Source organism: Stenotrophomonas sp. JAI102 (assembly GCF_013409105.1).
Taxonomy (GTDB): domain Bacteria; phylum Pseudomonadota; class Gammaproteobacteria; order Xanthomonadales; family Xanthomonadaceae; genus Stenotrophomonas; species Stenotrophomonas maltophilia_AA.
In genome coordinates this window covers 71,889-89,456 of sequence record NZ_JACCCI010000006.1, presented here as the reverse complement: position 1 = coordinate 89,456, position 17,568 = coordinate 71,889, and the positions used below count along the sequence as shown (strand labels likewise).

At 68.6% G+C, this 17,568-nt stretch carries 17 protein-coding genes and 1 riboswitch; of the genes, 6 read left to right on the top strand and 11 right to left on the bottom strand.

Annotated elements, in window-relative coordinates:
- Positions 1-175 precede the first annotated feature (175 nt).
- Together HDC96_RS18220 and HDC96_RS18215 are read right to left on the bottom strand one after the other, a co-directional pair.
- A complete protein-coding gene (locus tag HDC96_RS18220) occupies positions 176-1,099 on the bottom strand; it encodes an MBL fold metallo-hydrolase (RefSeq protein WP_179461178.1) in 924 nt (307 codons plus the stop codon).
- Positions 1,100-1,150: 51 nt separating this feature from the next.
- On the bottom strand, positions 1,151-1,789 hold the full coding sequence (locus HDC96_RS18215; protein ID WP_179461177.1) for an NAD(P)H-binding protein: 639 nt from the start codon (positions 1,787-1,789) through the stop codon (positions 1,151-1,153).
- A 96-nt stretch (positions 1,790-1,885) separates the two neighbouring features.
- Here HDC96_RS18215 and HDC96_RS18210 point away from each other — a divergent pair, with 96 nt between their 5' ends.
- Together HDC96_RS18210 and gph are read left to right on the top strand one after the other, a co-directional pair.
- Positions 1,886-2,788 (top strand): LysR family transcriptional regulator, encoded by a 903-nt coding sequence (locus tag HDC96_RS18210; protein ID WP_179461176.1) that lies wholly within the window; start codon positions 1,886-1,888, stop codon positions 2,786-2,788.
- Between the two features lie 85 nt (positions 2,789-2,873).
- Positions 2,874-3,524 carry a phosphoglycolate phosphatase gene (gph, locus tag HDC96_RS18205; protein WP_179461175.1) on the top strand — a complete coding sequence of 217 codons (651 nt, stop codon included), beginning with the start codon at positions 2,874-2,876 and terminating at the stop codon, positions 3,522-3,524.
- Positions 3,525-3,677: 153 nt separating this feature from the next.
- Here gph and btuB read toward each other — a convergent pair whose 3' ends face one another.
- On the bottom strand, positions 3,678-5,519 hold the full coding sequence (gene btuB / locus HDC96_RS18200; protein WP_179461174.1) for a TonB-dependent vitamin B12 receptor: 1,842 nt from the start codon (positions 5,517-5,519) through the stop codon (positions 3,678-3,680).
- A gap of 123 nt (positions 5,520-5,642) precedes the next feature.
- Positions 5,643-5,875, bottom strand: a riboswitch (cobalamin riboswitch).
- A 152-nt stretch (positions 5,876-6,027) separates the two neighbouring features.
- Here btuB and HDC96_RS18195 point away from each other — a divergent pair.
- Entirely contained in the window at positions 6,028-6,606 is a 579-nt protein-coding gene (locus tag HDC96_RS18195; protein WP_179461173.1) for a histidine phosphatase family protein, read from the top strand.
- Positions 6,607-6,643: 37 nt separating this feature from the next.
- Here HDC96_RS18195 and HDC96_RS18190 read toward each other — a convergent pair whose 3' ends face one another.
- Entirely contained in the window at positions 6,644-7,015 is a 372-nt protein-coding gene (locus HDC96_RS18190) for a TfoX/Sxy family protein (protein ID WP_179461172.1), read from the bottom strand.
- Entirely contained in the window at positions 7,012-7,494 is a 483-nt protein-coding gene (locus HDC96_RS18185; RefSeq protein ID WP_179461171.1) for a GAF domain-containing protein, read from the bottom strand. Before HDC96_RS18185 ends, HDC96_RS18190 begins: the two co-directional genes overlap by 4 nt.
- Before the next feature lie 120 nt (positions 7,495-7,614).
- Here HDC96_RS18185 and bioD point away from each other — a divergent pair, with 120 nt between their 5' ends.
- The gene (bioD, locus tag HDC96_RS18180) at positions 7,615-8,298 is read left to right on the top strand and encodes a dethiobiotin synthase (RefSeq protein ID WP_179461170.1); all 684 of its coding nucleotides are present in this window, start codon (positions 7,615-7,617) and stop codon (positions 8,296-8,298) included.
- Between the two features lie 3 nt (positions 8,299-8,301).
- Here bioD and HDC96_RS18175 read toward each other — a convergent pair whose 3' ends face one another.
- From HDC96_RS18175 to msrB, 4 genes are all read right to left on the bottom strand, one after another.
- On the bottom strand, positions 8,302-9,732 hold the full coding sequence (locus HDC96_RS18175; protein ID WP_257018800.1) for a PLP-dependent aminotransferase family protein: 1,431 nt from the start codon (positions 9,730-9,732) through the stop codon (positions 8,302-8,304).
- A 154-nt stretch (positions 9,733-9,886) separates the two neighbouring features.
- On the bottom strand, positions 9,887-10,633 hold the full coding sequence (gene msrA, locus HDC96_RS18170; RefSeq protein ID WP_179461168.1) for a peptide-methionine (S)-S-oxide reductase MsrA: 747 nt from the start codon (positions 10,631-10,633) through the stop codon (positions 9,887-9,889).
- Between the two features lie 11 nt (positions 10,634-10,644).
- Complete coding sequence (locus HDC96_RS18165) at positions 10,645-12,405, bottom strand: cytochrome c biogenesis protein DipZ (RefSeq protein ID WP_179461167.1); 1,761 nt, start codon at positions 12,403-12,405, stop codon at positions 10,645-10,647.
- A gap of 36 nt (positions 12,406-12,441) precedes the next feature.
- Complete coding sequence (gene msrB, locus HDC96_RS18160; RefSeq protein WP_070471651.1) at positions 12,442-12,948, bottom strand: peptide-methionine (R)-S-oxide reductase MsrB; 507 nt, start codon at positions 12,946-12,948, stop codon at positions 12,442-12,444.
- Positions 12,949-13,094: 146 nt separating this feature from the next.
- Between msrB and HDC96_RS18155 the strand changes: the two genes are divergently transcribed.
- Positions 13,095-13,817 carry a response regulator transcription factor gene (locus HDC96_RS18155; protein ID WP_179461166.1) on the top strand — a complete coding sequence of 241 codons (723 nt, stop codon included), beginning with the start codon at positions 13,095-13,097 and terminating at the stop codon, positions 13,815-13,817.
- Positions 13,814-15,280 carry a HAMP domain-containing sensor histidine kinase gene (locus tag HDC96_RS18150; protein WP_179461165.1) on the top strand — a complete coding sequence of 489 codons (1,467 nt, stop codon included), beginning with the start codon at positions 13,814-13,816 and terminating at the stop codon, positions 15,278-15,280. Before HDC96_RS18155 ends, HDC96_RS18150 begins: the two co-directional genes overlap by 4 nt.
- Positions 15,281-15,296: 16 nt before the next feature.
- Here HDC96_RS18150 and HDC96_RS18145 read toward each other — a convergent pair whose 3' ends face one another.
- Positions 15,297-16,643, bottom strand: coding sequence for an ATP-binding protein (locus HDC96_RS18145; protein WP_179461164.1), 1,347 nt, complete (start codon positions 16,641-16,643; stop codon positions 15,297-15,299).
- Positions 16,634-17,323, bottom strand: a complete 690-nt coding sequence (locus HDC96_RS18140) for a winged helix-turn-helix domain-containing protein (protein ID WP_179461163.1) — start codon at positions 17,321-17,323, stop codon at positions 16,634-16,636. The genes HDC96_RS18145 and HDC96_RS18140 overlap by 10 nt, the downstream gene beginning before the upstream one ends.
- Positions 17,324-17,568: the final 245 nt, after the last annotated feature.

Below are 17,568 nucleotides of genomic sequence, written 5' to 3'. Positions count from 1 at the left end.
CGTACGGCGGCCCACGCCGGCTCTCGGCACCTAAGCTGCCAGATTCCGAACAGATAAGGCTCGTGTGTTGCCATCCATGGCAACACACGGTCCCGATACCCCACCCGCGTCGTCCCCCCGACACTGGGTCGGTGCGCATGGAAAATCCACATCGCTTTGCCTTACGTCCGCATCGTTACGGCCACTGCATTTCGCCCTTGGCTACTTTCGCGCTCAGTTCCAGTGAACTCTCGCCCGCGAGATTCGGATAGCGTTTTTTCATGGCGGCGATCAGTGCGTTGGCGTCTTTGCTGCGTGCGGTTTCTTCGTCGAAGGCGCGGATGTAGTCGGCGGTGAAATCCACTGCGCTGATGTCCAGGGCGGCATCGGCTGCGTAGTGGCCGGGGATGACGCGGGTGGGCTTCAGTGCCGTGATGGTTGCCAGTGTCTGCAGCCAGTACGCGTGCGATGGGGCGCTCTGGGTGTCGGCCATCCAGACGTGTTCGCCGGCGACGACCGGGATGCCGCCGAGGACGGTGTGGAGGGTGGGAATCCACAGGACGGTGCGGTCGGGGGTGGGGCCGGTGAGGCCGATGATCCTGATCGGTTGGCCTTCGAGCGTGAGGGTGTCGCCGTCCAAGGGCCGCGGGATGACGATGCGGGTGGGTTTGCCCGCGCCCATCCGCGGGCCCCAGTACGCGAGTTTGGCGGCCTGGGTGGCGTTGATGTGGGCGACGGTCGCGGGGGTGGCGAGGATGCGGGCGTCGGGGAAGGCGTCCTGCAGGGTGGCCAGGCCGAAGTAGTAGTCGGGGTCGCCGTGGCTGATGTAGATCGTGGTCAGCCGCTTGCCGGAATCGCGGATGCGCTGGACGAGCTGGGCGGCGTCGGTGGCGGCGAACTGGGCGTCGACGAGGATGGCGTCGTGGCGGCCGGTGATCAGGGTGGACGAGACCGCGAACAGGGCGTCGTCGCCGGGATGGTAGGGCTGCACCGCGAGGGGCGCGGCCTGCGCCGGGGCGGTCGCGGCCGGGCGGGCGTGGCTGCTGGCCGGGGCGAGGGCGGTGAGGCCGGAGATCAGGGCCAGGCTGAGGGCGAGGGGGGCGCGGGAGAGCATGGACATGCGGTGGGTTCCATCCAGGGCCCCGGCGTGGATCGCCGGGGCGGGCAGGGCTCAGTACGCGACGGTGGCGATCTGGCGAAGGTACTGCGGGGTTTCGATCTCGCTGACGAAGGCGTCGGCGTAGTCGGCGTAGCTGATCCGGCTGTGGCCGTCATCGCCGACCAGGAAATTCCTGGCCTGGGTGCGGAAGCCGCCGCGCTGCGGGCCCGGGCCGATTTCGGCGGCGGGGGAGTAGAAGGTCCAGTCCAGATCGTCCGTGGCCTGCAGTACCTTCAGCGCCTCGCGGTGGGCCAGTGCGACGGGCTTGTAGGCATCGGGGAAGGTGGGGGTGTCCACCAGCTGCACGCCGGGGGCGACTTCCAGGCTGCCGGCGCCGCCGACGACCACGAGGCGATGCACGCCGGCCTGGCGGGCGGCGTCGGTCAGGTGGGCGATCACTGCACCGACCTGGGAGGGCGCATCGCCCGGGCGCGGGCCGAAGGCGCTGGCCAGGACGTCATGGCCGGCGATCACCGCAGCCAGCGCGTCGGTGTCATCCAGCGCGGCCACGGCCAGCTGGGCGCCGTCCAGTTCAGCCGGGAGGTCGGTCTCGCGACGCACGATGGCGGTGACCTGATGGCCGCGGGCGAGGGCCTGGCGGGCGATTTCACGGCCGATGTTGCCGGTGGCACCAACAAGCGCGATGTTCATGGGGAAGGTCCGTTGAGGAAGGAAGGCCAGCGTATGCCTCTGGAATCGAACGAAAAACCGCGTATAACGGCCTAATTTGTTGCACGGATCGATTAAATGGACCGGATGACCGCCATGAACGTGTTCGTCGAGGTCGCCGAGCGCGGCAGCCTGACGGCCGCGGCCGAGGCGCTGGAGATGTCGCGGGCGATGGTGACGCGCTATCTGGCCGAGGTGGAGCGCTGGCTGGGCGCGCGGCTGCTGCACCGGACCACGCGCCGGATCAGCCTGACCGGGCCGGGCGAGGCGGCGCTGCTGCGCTTCCGCCAGATGCTGGCGATCGGCGATGAACTGCGCGGTGAGCTGGCCACTGACAATCCCGAGCCGCACGGGTTGCTGCGGGTCACCGCGAGTGTCTCGTTCGGGCAGATCCACCTGGCCGCGGCGGTGGCCGAGTTCGTCAAGCGGCATCCGCTGACGCGGGTCGAACTGCTCCTCGTCGATCGTGTGGTGAATCTGGTCGAAGAGCGCGTGGATATCGCCGTGCGCATCTCGCGCGCGATCGATCCGAGCCTGATCGCGCGGCCGTTGGCGCCGTGCCGTTCGGTGCTGTGCGCGGCGCCGGCGTACCTGGCCGAGCGCGGCACGCCGACCACGGCCGACGCACTGGCCGCGCACAACTGCCTGACCCATCACTACGTCGGCAAGAGCGTGTGGCATCTGCAGCGCGAGGGACGGAAGATCGCGGTGGCGGTGGGCGGCAACATCAGTGCCAATGAAGCGTCGCTGCTGCTCGAAGCGGTGCGCGCCGGCGCCGGCATCGCGATGCTGCCCACGTACCAGATCGCCCCGTTGCTGCGCAGTGGCGAACTGGTCGAAGTGCTGCCCGATTACGAGGTTGAAGGGCTGGGCATCCACGCGGTGTATGCGTCTCGTCGGCAGTTGCCGACGATCATGCGCAGCTTCCTGGATTTCCTGGTGGAGCGGTTCAGCAGTCCACGGTTCCTGGCGTCGCTCTGAGCGCCGGACGTCAACGGCGCATGAGCTGGAACGCCCCGGCGCGACCTTACAATGGCCTCCCCACGTCGTTGAAGTGAGTGTCCTCTTGTCTTATCCGTACCCGTTGGTGGTGTTCGATCTGGATGGCACGCTGGTGGACAGCGCTGCCGATATCGCCGAGGCACTCAACCGCACGCTGCAGGACTGGCAATTGCCGCGCGTGCCGGAGGCGACGGTGTTGACGTGGATCGGGGATGGCGTGCGGCGGTTGGTCGAGCAGGCGTTCTCCGCGGCCGGCAGTGATATCGATCTGGACAAGGTGATGCCGGGTTTCATGCGGCACTACGAAGCGTGTCTGTTGCGCAGCCCGCGTCTGTTCGATGGTGTGAGCGAAACGTTGGGCGCTTTGCGCGCACGTTCGGTGACCTTGGCGATCTGCACCAACAAACCGTCCGCGCTGGTGGCGCCGTTGCTGCAGCACTTCGGTCTGCAGGACGTGTTCGCACTGGTGCTGGGTGGGGATTCCTTGCCGGAGCGCAAGCCGAGTGGTGCGCCATTGCGGCACATCGCGGCGCAGTTCGGCGTGGCTGTCGAGGCGGCCTTGATGGTGGGCGATTCGATCACCGATCACCGCGCCGCGGTGGATGCAGGCATGCCGGTGGCGCTGGTGCGGTATGGGTATCCACGTGGGCTGGACCTGGACACCGTCGAGGCGGTTGCCGTGGTGGATGATCTGCGGGAACTGCTGGTGCTGTGACGCATCAAGGCGTGTGCCGACCAACGGTCGGCACCTACCAGGTTCAATGTGTGCCGACCAACGGTCGGCACCTACCGAGGATGATGGGGTGTGCCGGCCAGCGGTCGGCACGTACCAAGGGTGGGACGGCGGCGGTGCCGCCGTCCGGATGCCTTATTTCGGCTGGTAGCGCACGCTCAGGCGGTACTCGCGGCCGGGCTGGTTGTACCAGGCGACGGTTTCGTAGTCGCGGTCGAACACGTTGCTGACCCGGCCCAGCACCGACCAGTCGCGGGTCAGGGCGTATTCCAGACGCAGGTCGAGGGTGCCGTAGCCACCCAGGCGCACGCTGTTGGCCGCGTCGTCGTAGCGCTTGCCGGCGCCGTTGGCGGTGAGGCCGGCGCGGACGTCACCGAAGCGGCGATCCACGTCCAGACGCGCGGTGTTCTGTGCGCGGCGGGCCAGCCAGTTGTCGAACTGCGCGCTGCCGTCGGTGCGGTTGCGCGGGTCGGTGTGGCTGAGCTGTGCGTTCAGGTCGAACCCGGCGACGGTGATCGCGCCGGTCAGTTCGGCACCGCGGATGCGGGCCTTTTCGACCTGCGACATCATGAAGGTGGTCGCGTCGTAGGTGATCAGATCATCGATGCGGGTTTCGTACACGTCCAGGCCCCAGCGCCAGCCGTCGCCCTGCTGGGCGATGCCGACGTTCGCGCTCTTGGACTTCTCCGGATCCAGGGTCGGCACGCCGCTCCACGGGTCGTAGAGGTCGCTGAAGGTCGGCGCCTTGAACGCGGTGCCGTAGCTGGCGTTGAGGCGGAACCCGCTGCCCAGCTCCAGTCCCCAGCCGAGGCTGCCGGTGGTGTGGTTGCCGAACTGCTCGTTGTCGTCGTTGCGCACGCTGGCCTGCAGGTGGTGCGCGCCGAAGCGGCCCTGGTACTGCACGAACACGCCGGTGTTGTCGCGGCTGTCGACCAGGTAACCGGCGCTGCTGCCGTCCAGGTTGTCCTGGCTCCAGTCCACGCCGGCGCTCAGCAGCTGGCCCTCGGCAATGCCGATATCGGCCTGCACCGAGGCGCTGTCGCGGTGGGTCTGCGCGTTGCCCAGCCAGGTGTCGCCGTTGAAGTTGTCCGATTCGTTGTCGGCGCGGCCGACGTTCACGGTCAGGTTGAAGCGCTCGCTGGGCGTGTAGCGCAGCTTGCCGCCGAGCACCTGCTGCAGGGTCTCGGAGTAGTTGTAGTAACCGTCGTAGTGGCTCTCGCCTTCGGCACGCAGCGCGGTGCCTTCCAGGCTCAGCGTGTCGGTCAGCGCATACCCGCCGCGCAGGCTCATCGACAGATTGCGGTAGCCGTCGCGGTCGGGCTCATCGGCGCCGCACCCGGCGAACGGCGACACCGAGCCGCGGCAGGCGTTGATGCCATCGGTGTGCTGGTAGGCGATGTCGGTGCCGAACCAGCCACGCGCGCCACTGCCGCCGAAACCGCCGCTGGCCTCACGCAGGCCATTGCTGCCACCACCGAGCTGCAGGTGCGGCGCGAACTGGCCGGCGTTGCGACGGGTGAAAATCTGGATCACGCCACCGATCGCATCGGCGCCGTACAGACTGGACTGCGGACCCCGCACGATTTCGATGCGCTCGATCTGCGCCAGCGGCAGGTCCTGGATCATGGCCAGGCCGAGGTCGCCGGTGTTGATGCGCACGCCATCGACCAGCACCAGGGTGTGGGCCGAATTGGTGCCGCGCAGGAACAGCGAGCTCTGCTTGCCCAGGCCACCGCTGTTGTTGAGGTTGATGCCGGCACGGCCGCGCAGCAGATCCTGCAGCGACGGCGCCTGGCTGCGCTCGATCTCGGCGCGGTCGATCACCTGTGCCGGCGAGATGCTGTCCTGCAGGGCGATCGGGGTGCGGGTCGCGGTGACCAGCACCTGGTCCAGTGCAGTGGCGTCGTCCTGTGCGGACGCCAGCAGGGGCAGGGCCGACAGCACGGCCAGGGAAAGAACGCGGGTTTGCAGCTTCATCGATGACTCCATGCACCGCGCACGCCCGCGCGGCAAGGGGTGGGGATGATCGCGCTGCAGGAGCCATCGACGGTGGGCGGGCGCACGCAGGCGCCGGCTTGCCGCCGCCATGCCCGCCGCATCGCAACCAGTCGTCTTCCAGGCCGGTCTCCGGGCTCGCGGGTCGATGGCGGTGCCATCGTGCCAGGCGCCTTCCCATGCCGGAGCACAGTGGCGTAGTGCCTGGTGTTTCCACGCTTACCGTTGCGGGGGCAGCGCCGGAGTGGCGGCGTGGCACAGAGCCTGACGCGTCACCGGCTTCCCGTTTCAACCTGGCGGCCTTGCAGCCCCGGGTCACCTGAAAGTGGGCGCAGTCTAAGCCATCGGCCGGGCCGGTGGAGCGCACCGGTTAGAATGCGCCTCGCTTTTTCGATGTGATCTCCATGACCCCAACGTGGTTGCAGCACCCCGGCACCGACGCCCGTGACCTTCACTGGCCGGCCGCAGCGGGCAGCAGAGGGGGGCGGGCATGATCCTCGACCTGATCCGCCACGCCAGCACCGGCCGCGACGATCATCTGGATGGCCGCACCGATCCGCCGCTGCACGAGGGCGCGACCGAGGCCATGTGCGCGCGCTATGCCGGGCTGTCCTGGCAGCGTGTGCTGTCCTCGCCACGGCAGCGTGCACGCTCGAGCGCCGAGGCGCTGGCCGCTCTCCACGCGGTGGACGTGGAGGCCGACGAAGAATGGGAGGAGCTCGACTTCGGCGACTGGGATGGCCTTGCACTGGAGGCCCTGCCGATGGACGCGCTGTCGGCGTTCCATCTGGACCCGCACGCCAATCCACCGCCGCACGGGGAAAGCTGGGGCCATTTCGAGCGTCGCATCGCGCGCGGCCTGCATCGGTTGCTGGATGACCCGGACCCGGTGCCGACCCTGATCGTCAGTCATGGCGGGCCGCTGCGGATGGTGCTGTCGCAGGTGTGTGGTCTGCCGATGGCGATGTGCTGGGCGCTGCGCATCGATCACGGCACACGGCTGCGCCTGCGCGTGGAGCGCGAGGATGACCGGCTGTGGGGCGAACTGCTGGAGCTGCAGCAGGTGTGAAGCACGCGGGTACCGACGGTGTATCGGTGCCCGCGGATCAGCGGTTGTCGTCGTCGACCTCGAACGGCGGTGCTTCGTCGCCGTCATCGTCGCGATGCTCCTCCGTGCGGTCATAGACCGGACCGGAGGCAGGGGGGGCCTTCTTCAGCGGCTGGTCGGCGATGATGGCTTCGTACTCGGCCACCAGCACAGTGCGGCGTGCTTCCGGCAGTTCCTGCCAGTGGCAGTCCTGCAGCGCGCCTTCCAGCGAGTAGAGCAGGTTCAAGCTCGGCTTGAAGCCGGCGCGGCGCACCTTGACGAAGGCACCGACCGCACCGACCGCCACCAGGTCTTCCGGCGTACGCAGGCCGACCTGACGCAGCCAGGCTGCGCTCTTCGGGCCGATGTTGCGCAGCTTGACGCCACTCATCCCAGGGCCTCGACGAACACGGCGGCGATCGCTTCCAGACCGGCCTGGTCCTCGGCATCGAAGCGTGCCAGCGAGGGACTGTCCAGATCGAACACGCCGACCAGGTCACCGTTGTGGACCAGCGGCACGACCAGTTCCGAGCGCGAGGCCGAGTCGCAGGCAATGTGGCCCGGGAACGCGTCGACGTCTTCGATGCGCTGGGTCACGCGCTGCGAGGCCGCGGCGCCACACACGCCCTTGTCGAGCGGAATGCGGACGCAGGCCGGCAGGCCCTGGAAGGGGCCGACGACCAGTTCCCTGCCGTCGAAGAAGTAGAAGCCCACCCAGTTCAGGTGCGGCAGGGCGTGGTAGACCAGCGCCGACAGGTTGGCCGCATTGGCGATGCGGTCGCGCTCGCCGTGCACCAGGGCGCGGGCCTGGGCCAGCAGCTGGCCGTACTGTTCCGGCTTGCTGCCGGTGAGCGTGGAAGTATCGAACATGGCCGCAGTCTACCAAGCTGCACGCCCGCCTGCGCCGGGCCCGACGGAACGCAGCGGACCGCGTGGCGGCGCTGCCGTGACGGCGGATAATGGCCCGTTTCCGCTTCCGGTCGTCTGCACATGTCCCTACCTGCGCCGCGCCCTGCCGCCCTGTTCGTCACTGGTACCGATACCGGCATCGGCAAGACCTTCAGCAGCTGCGTACTGCTGCATGCCCTGCGCCGTCACGGCGGCACCGCCGTGGGCATGAAGCCGGTCGCCAGCGGCTGCGAGCGCACGCCCGAGGGCCTGCGCAACGAGGATGCCACCGCCCTGCTGGCGGCCAGCGTGCCGGCGCCGGCATACGACGACCTCAACCCGTTCGCGCTGGAGCAGCCGCTGGCCCCGGAGATCGCCGCCGCGGAGGCGGGCGTGCAGCTGTCGCTGGCCCCGATCGAAGCGGCGTTCGCCCGCCTGCGCGCCAGCGCCGATACGGTGGTGGTCGAGGGGGTGGGCGGCTGGCTGGCGCCGCTGTCGGCCACGCTGGACCAGGGCGACCTGGTGCGAGCACTGGAGCTGCCGGTGGTGATGGTGGTCGGTCTGCGCCTGGGTTGCCTCAACCACGCGCGGCTCACCGCCGACGCGATCGCGGCCCAGGGCGCGCGCTGCATCGGCTGGATCGCCAACGAGGTGGATCCGACCATGGCACGACGGGATGAGAACGTCGCGCTGCTCACCGCGCGGCTGCCGATGCCGTGCTGGGGGCGGCTGCCGTATGCGCCGGGCGCGGACCCGGCCAGCCTGGCGGACCGCCTGGTGTTCTGAGCGTCAGCCGTCCGCGCGGGTCTGCAGGGCGGTGGCCAACCGACCGACCGTGGCGATGGCGCCGGTGAAATGCGCGTCCAGCTCCTGGCAGCAGGACAGGCGCAGGCAATGCCGGTACCGCGCACCGCGCGAGTACACCTGGCCCGGCATGAACACCACGCCCTCGGCCAGCGCCTGCTCGAACAGCTCCCCGGCATCGATTGCCGCGGGCAGCTCCACCCACAGCAGGAAGCCGCCGCTCGGCTGGGTGGCCGACGTGCCCGGCGGGAAATGCTGCGCGATCAGGCCGCGCACGTGGCTGACCTGATCGCTGTAGAGCCGGCGCAGCCCGCGCAGGTGATGCTCGTAGTTGCCGGCTTCCAGGAACGCGGCCACCGCATCGCCGAGCAGGCGTGATTCCGCGCCCGAGGAGTGGAACTTGAGCAGCTGGATATCGGCGGCGAAGCGGCCGCCGTCGAGCCAGCCGATGCGGTAGTCCGGCGCGAGCGTTTTCGAGAATCCGCTGCAGACCATGATCCAGCCATCACGGTCGAAGCTCTTGGCGAGCGGTTCCAGCGGCTCCTTGAACTGCAGTTCGGCGTACACCGCGTCTTCGATCAACGGCACCTGATAGTGGTTCACCAGCGCGGCCAGGCGTTGCTTGTTCGGCACCGGCATGCTGCCGCCGAGCGGATTGTGCACGGTCGGCATGGCCATGATCGCGGCGATGCCGCCGGCGTCCAGCAGCGCTTCCAGCGCGTCCAGATCGAGCCCGTCGCGCGGGTGGGTCGGCAGTTCGATCGCGCGCAGGCCCAGGCTGCGCAGCAGCGGATAGATGTTGAAGTACGACGGCGCCTCGATCGCGACCGCATCGCCGGGCTTCGTTACCACACGCAGCGCGAGCTGCAGCGCTTCCATGGCGCCATGGGTGAGCACCAGCCGGTCGGTGGTGGTGTGCAGCCCCAGCCGCGGCCCACGCTGCACGATCTGCGTCAGCAGGCGTGCCGCGCCATTCGGGCGGGCATAGGTTTCCACGGTGGTGGCCGCACGGCGCAGCACCTGCGCGGTGCTGCGGGCCAGCTGCGCACCGGGATAGAAGCGCTTGCCGCGCGGCCCGGCGAAGGCCAGGTCGACGATGCCCGGCTGCTGCTGCGCGGCCAGCACGCGCGCCATCATCGCCTGCTGTGCCGGGGCGGTCGGCGGCGAGGGGGCCTGCCGCAGTGACTGCGTGGGTTCGGGCAGGCGCGGGCTGACCACGAAGCCGGCCTTGGGCCGTGGCAACACCAGCCCGGCATCCTCGAGCTGCCGATACGCCGCGATCACCGTGTTGAGGCTGAGGCTGCGCTGCGTCGCCAGGCCCCGCAGCGATGGCAGGCGGGTGCCGACCGGCAGCCGTCCGCTGCGGATCGCATCGGCCATTTCATCGGCCAGGGACTGGTAGAGGTTGGTCGCCATCGGCAGCTGCATCCATGGAAATCTGTAACCGTGCGGATGCCAGTCATCTGCATCTGTATCCGCGTCCGGCGCCAGCCTACCATGCGCTCCAGACTTCCCCCACGCACGGCAGGATCTTGTGTGCCGTGCGTTTTTTCTTGTGTTTCCCGCGCGGTCAGCGCGCTGAAATGGTGGTGCTCACCAGGCGCGGCTGTTCACGGTACAGCGCCGGGAACTGCTGTTTCAGCGCGACGACCTTGGGCAGGTCGTTGATCCGGATGTACAGCGATTCCGGATGCAGCGTGAGGTAGTTCTGGTGGTAGCCCTCGGCGGCGAAGAACGGCTTGCCGCCCTCGACCTGGGTCACCACCGGCGCGGCGTAGGTCTTGGCCTGCTGCAGCTGGGCGATGTAGGCGCGGGTCGCACCCCGCTGGGCCGCGTCGTCGGCATACACCGCCGAGCGGTACTGGGTGCCGCGGTCCGGGCCCTGCCGGTTGAGCTGGGTCGGGTCGTGGGCCACCGAGAAGAACACCTGCATCAGCTGGCCGTAGCTCACCTGCGACGGGTCGTAGGTCACCTGCACGGCCTCGGCATGGCCGGTGCTGCCACTGCCCACGCGCGGGTAGGTGGCATTGGCCGCGCTGCCGCCGATGTAGCCGGAGAGCGCGTTGTCCACGCCCTTGATGTGCTGGAACACGCCCTGCACGCCCCAGAAGCAGCCGCCGGCGAACACCACCTGGGCGCGCTTCACCCCGGGCTGGCGCAGGTCCGCGATGCCGGTGGGCGCCGGCACGGCCACCGTCGTGGTGCCGGCCGCGGCTGCGTGTGCCGGCCGATCAAGACCCAGCACCACGCTGGCGGTGAGTACGGCGATGGCGACGGCGATGCCGCCGGCCACGAGTTTGTCGACTGCGATCTTCATGCGATGGCTCCTCAACCAAACGTAAAGGCGTAGGCGTGCACGCCCGGATCGAGGAACTCGATCTCGAAGGTGCGCTCCTGCACGGCGCCGGACTGGCGGATCAGCTGATACAGCCGGTTCTCATCCACGCGGCCATCGCCGTCGGCGGAAATGTCTCCACCGGCCGCTGCGCCCGGCGCCTGCCCGTCGATGCGCACGCGGAACCGGACCGGTTTTCCGTCGTCACCCGGGGCCAGTACCAGGTGCAGGTCGCGGGCATGGAAGCGGAAGGCGATGCGGCCACCGGGCGCTTCCAGACGGGCATCCTCGTTGCCCACGGTCCAGCGTCCCGCCAGCGCCCACTGGTTGTGCCGCAGCGTGGCGGGCACGGTGTAGTCGGCCGGCTGCTCCTTGCGCTGCCCACCGGGCGAGGCGAAGTTCTCGGCGCGCGCATGGCCGAGGTAGGTCTCGGGCGACTTGAGATTGTCCATGTCGGCCTGGCGCGCCACGCCGTCCAGCGTCATCGCCACCGGTGCATCGTCACCGGGCAAGGTATTGCCGGCCTCGCGCAGCAGCGTCCGGATGATCTGCTCGGACTGCGCGTAGTTGCCTTCGCCGAAGTGATGCGCACGGATATTGCCCTGCGCATCGATGAAGTAGTGCGCCGGCCAGTACTTGTTGTTGAAGCCGCGCCAGATCGCGAAGTCGTTGTCGATTGCCACCGGGTAGGTAACCTTCAGATCCTTCACCGCGCGCTGCACGTTGGCCAGGTTGCGCTCGAAGGCGAACTCCGGCGCATGCACGCCGATCACCACCAGCCCGTGGTCGCGGTAGCGCTCGGCCCACTCGCGCACGTAGGGCATGGCACGCAGGCAGTTGATGCAGGAGTATGTCCAGAAATCGACCAGCACCACCTTGCCGCGCAGCGCCTGCGCATCCAGCGGCGGGCTGTTGAGCCAGCCGGTGGCGCCGGCCAGCGAAGGCAACATGCCTTCCACCGGCAGCGGTTCTCCGGGCAAACTGCCGGCGGCGCGCATCATCGCCCCGCCGGCCGGCGGCTCCTGCGCCGGCAGCACGTCGAGCAGGCCCTGTTCCAGCTTGGCGGTGCTGACCGTGGACAGCCGGGTCAGCACGCCGGTATCCCAGCCCATCGCAATGGCGACCACCGCCAGCAACGCCGCGATGCCCAGCCCGCGGCGCACCCACTCGCCCACGCCCAGGCGGCGCTTGAGCGCGGCGAACACGCGCCCGCCGATCCAGATCGCCAGCGCCAGCGAGGTCGCCGCACCCAGCGCATAGGCCAGCAGCAGTCCGCTGGTGCCGACACTGGCGCCCTGCAGCGCCGCACCGGTCAGGATCAGGCCGAGGATCGGGCCCGCGCACGGCGCCCACAGCAGGCCGGTGGCGATGCCGATCAGCAGCGAGGTGCCGACGCCCCCGCGGCCGGCGTCACTGGCCGCATCGGCCGAGGCGCTCAGCCGCGCGCCCAGCCGCTGGAACGGTGACAGCAGACGATCAGCCAGCGCCGGCCACAGCAGCGCCAGCGCGAACACCGCCATCACCACCAGCGCGATCCAGCGCCCGATCTGGTTGGCCTGCGCCACCCACTGGCTGCTCACCGCCGCCAGGCTGGCGACCACGGCGAACATCAAGGCCATGCCGATCAGCAGCGGCAGCCCGCTGCGCAGGAAGGGGCGGTCCGAGCGGGCGAACACGAACGGCAGCACCGGCAGGATGCAGGGGCTGAGGATGGTGAGCACGCCACCGAGGTAGGCCAGCACGAGCAGAAGCATGGAGAGGTCCTTCTATGACGCGGGGAAGTGCGGCGCTCAGGCCGCGACGAAATTCATGGCCACGCCGTTCATGCAGTAACGCAGGCCGGTCGGGCGCGGGCCGTCATCGAAGACGTGGCCGAGGTGGCCACCGCAACGCCGGCAGTGCGCCTCGACACGCACCATGCCCAGCGTGGTGTCGCGGTCTTCGCCGACGGCATCGTGCAGCGGTGCCCAGAAGCTGGGCCAGCCGGTACCGCTGTCGAACTTGGTGGAGGAGGAGAACAGCGGCAAAGCGCACCCGGCACAGGTGAAGGTGCCGCGCCGGTGTTCCTTGTTGAGGGGGCTGCTGAACGGCCGTTCGGTGCCCTGCCGGCGCAGCACGCTGTACTGCGCCGGGGTGAGCTGTTCGCGCCACTGCGCATCGCTGCGCATGACCTCGAACTGGCGCGCAGGCGCCGCGGGGGCGGCCGGGGCGGGGCCGCTGCAGGCGGTCAGTCCGAACAGGCCGGCCGCGGCGGCCATGCCACCCATTCCAAGCACATTGCGACGTGTGTAACGCATGGCCGATCTCCGGGCACGGGAACGATGCGGCCATGCTGCGCCCGGGCCGGTCAACGAATCCTCACGCAGGGTTAAATTTTCCGTGACACATTCAGGTCGCGATCCGTCGACAATGACGCCATGCCCTCCTGCCGCCTCCCCAGCCGATGAGCAGTGCCAAGCGCGTCCTGATCGTCGAAGACGATGCCCACATCGCCAACCTGCTGCGCATGCACCTGCGCGATGAAGGCTATGAGGTCACCCATGCCGCCACCGGCGACGAAGGCCTGGCCCTGCTCGAAGCGCAGCCCTGGAGCGCCCTCGTGCTCGACCTGATGCTGCCCGGCGTGGACGGGCTGGAGATATGCAAGCGTGCCCGTGCGATGACGCGCTACACGCCGATCATCATCACCAGTGCGCGTGCCAGCGAAGTGCACCGCATTCTCGGCCTGGAGCTGGGCGCGGACGATTACCTGGCCAAGCCCTTTTCGATGCTGGAACTGGTGGCGCGCGTGAAAGCGCTGCTGCGCCGGGTCGAGGCGATGGCACAGAACGCGCGCATCGATGCCGGTGAGATCGAGGTCGCCGGGCTGCGTATCGATCCGGTCGCGCGCACGGCGCTGGTCGACGGCCGCGCGCTGGAACTGACTCCGCGCGAATTCGACCTGCTGTACTTCTTCGCCCGTCATCCCGGCCAAGTGTACTCGCGCATGGACCTGCTCAACCAGGTCTGGGGTTACCAGCACGACGGTTACGAGCACACCGTCAATACCCACATCAACCGGCTGCGCAACAAGATCGAGCGCGACGCGGCCAACCCGCAACGCATCCAGACGGTGTGGGGGCGCGGCTACAAACTGGTCGATGCCAACGAGGGTGCAGGCGCATGATCCGGCTCACCCTGTCACAACGCCTGTCCGCCGTGTTCTTCGCGCTGCTGTTGGTCTGCGGAGGGGCGCTGCTGTGGATCCAGATGCGCAGCACGGCCGTGCATGAGCAGGAAACCGTGCAGCGCCTGTCGCGCGGGCTGGCCGAGCACATCGCGCGCAGCGGCGAGCTGATGGATGGCCGCGGGATGCGCAATGGCGAAGTGCGCGCCCTGTTCGGCAAGCTGATGGCGGTCAACCCCAGCGTGGAGGTGTACCTGCTCGACGACCAGGGCCGCATCCTCGGTCACGACGCGCCGGAGGGGCATCTCAAGCGGGCCCAGGTCGATCTTGCCCCGGTGCAGGCGCTGCTGCGCGATGAGCCGTTGCCGATCCTCGGCGATGATCCGCGCAGCGCGACCGGCCGCAAGGTCTTCAATGCGGCACCGCTGTGGGTGCAGGGGCGGCAGGCGGGGTACATCTACGTGGTACTGGTCGGTGAGCAGCGCGAAGCACTCGCCGCCAACATCGCCGCCAACAGCACCCTGCGAACCACCCTGTGGTCGCTGGCGATCGTCGCGGTCGTGGGCCTGCTCGCCGGCCTGGTCGCGTTCCGCTGGGTGACCCGCCCACTGCGCCAGCTGACCCGGCGCATCCAGTCCTTCGATGTCGACACCGCCACGCCGGACGCCGCGCCGCCGCCGGCCCCGTTGCGCGCCGGCGAGCGCGACGAGCTGGCGATCCTGCAGCACAGTTTCGGCCACATGGCCCAGCGCCTGGGCGAGCAATGGCAGCAACTGCGCCAGCAGGACCTGCAGCGGCGCGAGCTGGTCGCCAACATTTCCCACGACCTGCGCACGCCGCTGTCATCGCTGCACGGCTACCTGGAGACGCTGGCACTCAAGGACGCCACGCTCAGCGCCGACGAGCGCCAGCGGTATCTCGCGATCGCCCTGTCGCAGAGCCACAAGGTCGGGCGCCTGGCCCAGGCACTGTTTGAACTGGCGCGCCTCGAGCACGGCGGGGTGGTGCTCGACCGCCAGGCCTTCTCGCTGCCGGATCTGATCCAGGATGTGTTCCAGAAGTTTGAACTGGCGGCCGAGTCACGCCGGCAGTCGCTGAGCGCCGACATCCCGCCGGGCGTGCCGCCGGTGGTCGGGGATCTGGCGCTGATCGAGCGCGTGCTGACCAACCTGCTCGACAACGCGATCCGCCACACGCCGGAGGGCGGTCGTATCGCGGTGACCGTGCGTGCGGCCGGGGGGGAGGTCCAGATCAGCGTGGCCGACACCGGCCCCGGCATCGCCCCCGAGCGGCGCGACACCCTGTTCACCGCGATGCCGGCACTGAGCAGCCAGCGGCCGGACAGCGGCGGGCTGGGCCTGCTCATCGTGCATCGCATCCTGCAGCTGCATGGGCGCGAGATCCGCCTGCTGGAGAGCCGCGACGGGGCGCTGTTCGTATTCTCGCTGCCGACCGCGCGCTGAGCAGCGCGCCGGCGGCTCAGGTATGTGGCAGGAGCAGCCGGAAGCGCGCACCGCCGAGTACCGAGTCGCACACATCCGCACTGCCGCCGTGCTTGGTTGCGATGATGTGGACCAGGGCAAGGCCCAGTCCGAAGCCATCGGGGTGCCGCTTCAGCTGCACGTAGGGCTGGAAGATGCGCTCGCGGTCTGCCGGGGCCACGCCAGGCCCGTCGTCGTCGACGGCGATGACCAGCCACGGCTCGGCGACATGCAGGCTGACGACCACCTGGCTGTTCGCATGGCGCCGCGCGTTGCCGATGAGGTTGCGCAGTGCCAGCATCAACGCATCACGATTGGCGACCAGGGTGCGTTGGCGGGACGGCTGGAAGCACAGCCTCGGGCAACTCTCTTCGACCGCTGGAAAGCACCGTTCGAGCGCCTCGAAGAGCAGCGGAACGTCCAGCCGATGCGCGATGACGCGGGGGCTGCGTCCGAACTGCGCGTAGGTCACACCGGCCGAGGCGAGGTGCTCCAGCCGCGCGACATCGGCTTTCAGGCCTTCCAGCAGGTCCGCTCCTTCCGTGTCCTCGTCGCCAACCTCCATCATGGCCAGTGCGAAACGCATCCTTGCCAACGGAGTGCGGGTTTCGTGGGCGACAGCCTGGGAGAGAATCCGCTGCCCCTCCATCACGTCCTGCAACTGGACGGCCATGCTGGACAGTGCTTCACGGAGAGGCCGCACGAGATGGGTAGTGACCGCCGGGGCGGCGACCGCCAGTTCGCCCCGCTGGATGGCATGCGCCATCCCGCCCAACGCATAGACATCCCGCCAAAGACGATAGACAAGAAAGTAGAGTGGAAGCGCGATGGCGATGATGAAGATGCTGACCATCACCGCCGTGTCCACACGCCCACTGTCGTACCAGACAACGTCGGCCTGATCGGGTGCTGAGAAGTCGCCCAGAACCAGTATCTCGGTCGAGCCTGGCAGGCGCTGATAGCTGAAGTCCGCATCCGGTGAGAGCACCAGACCCCCTTGCTCGAGGTGGCGCAGCGAGTCAGCGTCCAGTACATGCGGTGCTTCGGCCAGCGGCATCACCTGCAGCGGATAGGCGAACTGTGCCTGGAGCTGCCGGGTGAGCTGCGGCCATCCCGCCTGTGGCGTGTCGGCATAGCGTGCGTGCAGGAGGTGGTGGAGGCCCTGCAACTGGGTGCGGATCTGCTGGTCTTCGCCCTGTTCGGTCAGGGTCGCCCACAGGTAAAGGCCAGCGGCGATCAGCACCAGATAGGCCAGCACGAAGCCAAGGCAATAGCGCAGAAACAGGCGGAAGTGCCCGCCGCGAAGCGCAGCGCTACCTGTAGCATCCATCGTGATCAGCCCCATCCGGCCCGATTGAAGAGATAGCCCTTGCCACGGATGGTCTTGATACGGTCCGGCACCTCGCCCAGGTCGCCGAGTTTGCGTCGCAGCCGTGAAATGCGTGCATCGATCGAGCGATCCAGGCCGTCGAAGCCGATGCCGCGCAGGCTGCGCAGCAGATCATCCCGGCTGAGTATCCTCCCGGCGCTCTCGGCCAAGCACAGCAGCAGATCGAACTCGGCCGTCGTCAACTCGATACGTTCGGACTGCAGGATCACCTCCCGGGTATCGCGCTCGATGCGGAGCTGCCCGAAGCATAGTGTCGGCCGGGTCCGTCGCTGGCCGCTGTCGCGACGCAGATGCGCGCGGACCCGTGCCAGCAGTACGCGCGGCTCGATCGGCTTGCCGATGTAGTCGTCTGCACCCAACTCCAGTCCCAGGACCTGATCGATATCGTCGGTGCGGGCGCTGAGCATGCAGATCACGCCGGGATAGCGGGGTCGGAGTGCTGCGCACACCGCAAAGCCATCGATACCGGGCAGTGTCACGTCGAGCAGCACGACCGCCGGCTCCAGCGCGGGGATGCGCTCCACGGCACTCTCGCCACTGAGTTCGTGCACGATGTCATAGCCGTGTCTTGCCAGATAGCCGCTCACCAGCCTGCCCAGACGCTCGTCATCCTCCACCAGCACGATATCGACCATCGCTGCATTGCCTGCCTGACCTGGCGTGATCGTAATCCCGCGTGGCGCTGCGGTGGCCCGTGCCTGGGATACGCCGGATGTGCAGTTCATGCAGTCGTGTGGCCGGGGCGCTGCCGTGGGTCGTTCGCGGTGGAAAACGTCGTCAGATGACGCCATCAGGTGCTTTGTTCGCCATAGGGTTGGCGTACGCCGGTCACGATCCGCTGTCGTATTCCGCACCCTGTCACACACCGTCACACACGGTC

Bases quoted from the DNA above. Each gene is read 5' to 3' on its own strand.
- HDC96_RS18220 (WP_179461178.1), bottom strand. From the start codon at position 1,099: ATGTCCATGCTCTCCCGCGCCCCCCTCGCCCTCAGCCTGGCCCTGATC.
- HDC96_RS18215 (WP_179461177.1), bottom strand. From the start codon at position 1,789: ATGAACATCGCGCTTGTTGGTGCCACCGGCAACATCGGCCGTGAAATC.
- HDC96_RS18210 (WP_179461176.1), top strand. From the start codon at position 1,886: ATGGACCGGATGACCGCCATGAACGTGTTCGTCGAGGTCGCCGAGCGC.
- btuB (WP_179461174.1), bottom strand. From the start codon at position 5,519: ATGAAGCTGCAAACCCGCGTTCTTTCCCTGGCCGTGCTGTCGGCCCTG.
- HDC96_RS18195 (WP_179461173.1), top strand. From the start codon at position 6,028: ATGATCCTCGACCTGATCCGCCACGCCAGCACCGGCCGCGACGATCAT.
- HDC96_RS18190 (WP_179461172.1), bottom strand. From the start codon at position 7,015: ATGAGTGGCGTCAAGCTGCGCAACATCGGCCCGAAGAGCGCAGCCTGG.
- HDC96_RS18185 (WP_179461171.1), bottom strand. From the start codon at position 7,494: ATGTTCGATACTTCCACGCTCACCGGCAGCAAGCCGGAACAGTACGGC.
- bioD (WP_179461170.1), top strand. From the start codon at position 7,615: ATGTCCCTACCTGCGCCGCGCCCTGCCGCCCTGTTCGTCACTGGTACC.
- HDC96_RS18175 (WP_257018800.1), bottom strand. From the start codon at position 9,732: ATGGCGACCAACCTCTACCAGTCCCTGGCCGATGAAATGGCCGATGCG.
- msrA (WP_179461168.1), bottom strand. From the start codon at position 10,633: ATGAAGATCGCAGTCGACAAACTCGTGGCCGGCGGCATCGCCGTCGCC.
- HDC96_RS18165 (WP_179461167.1), bottom strand. From the start codon at position 12,405: ATGCTTCTGCTCGTGCTGGCCTACCTCGGTGGCGTGCTCACCATCCTC.
- msrB (WP_070471651.1), bottom strand. From the start codon at position 12,948: ATGCGTTACACACGTCGCAATGTGCTTGGAATGGGTGGCATGGCCGCC.
- HDC96_RS18155 (WP_179461166.1), top strand. From the start codon at position 13,095: ATGAGCAGTGCCAAGCGCGTCCTGATCGTCGAAGACGATGCCCACATC.
- HDC96_RS18150 (WP_179461165.1), top strand. From the start codon at position 13,814: ATGATCCGGCTCACCCTGTCACAACGCCTGTCCGCCGTGTTCTTCGCG.
- HDC96_RS18145 (WP_179461164.1), bottom strand. From the start codon at position 16,643: ATGGGGCTGATCACGATGGATGCTACAGGTAGCGCTGCGCTTCGCGGC.
- HDC96_RS18140 (WP_179461163.1), bottom strand. From the start codon at position 17,323: ATGGTCGATATCGTGCTGGTGGAGGATGACGAGCGTCTGGGCAGGCTG.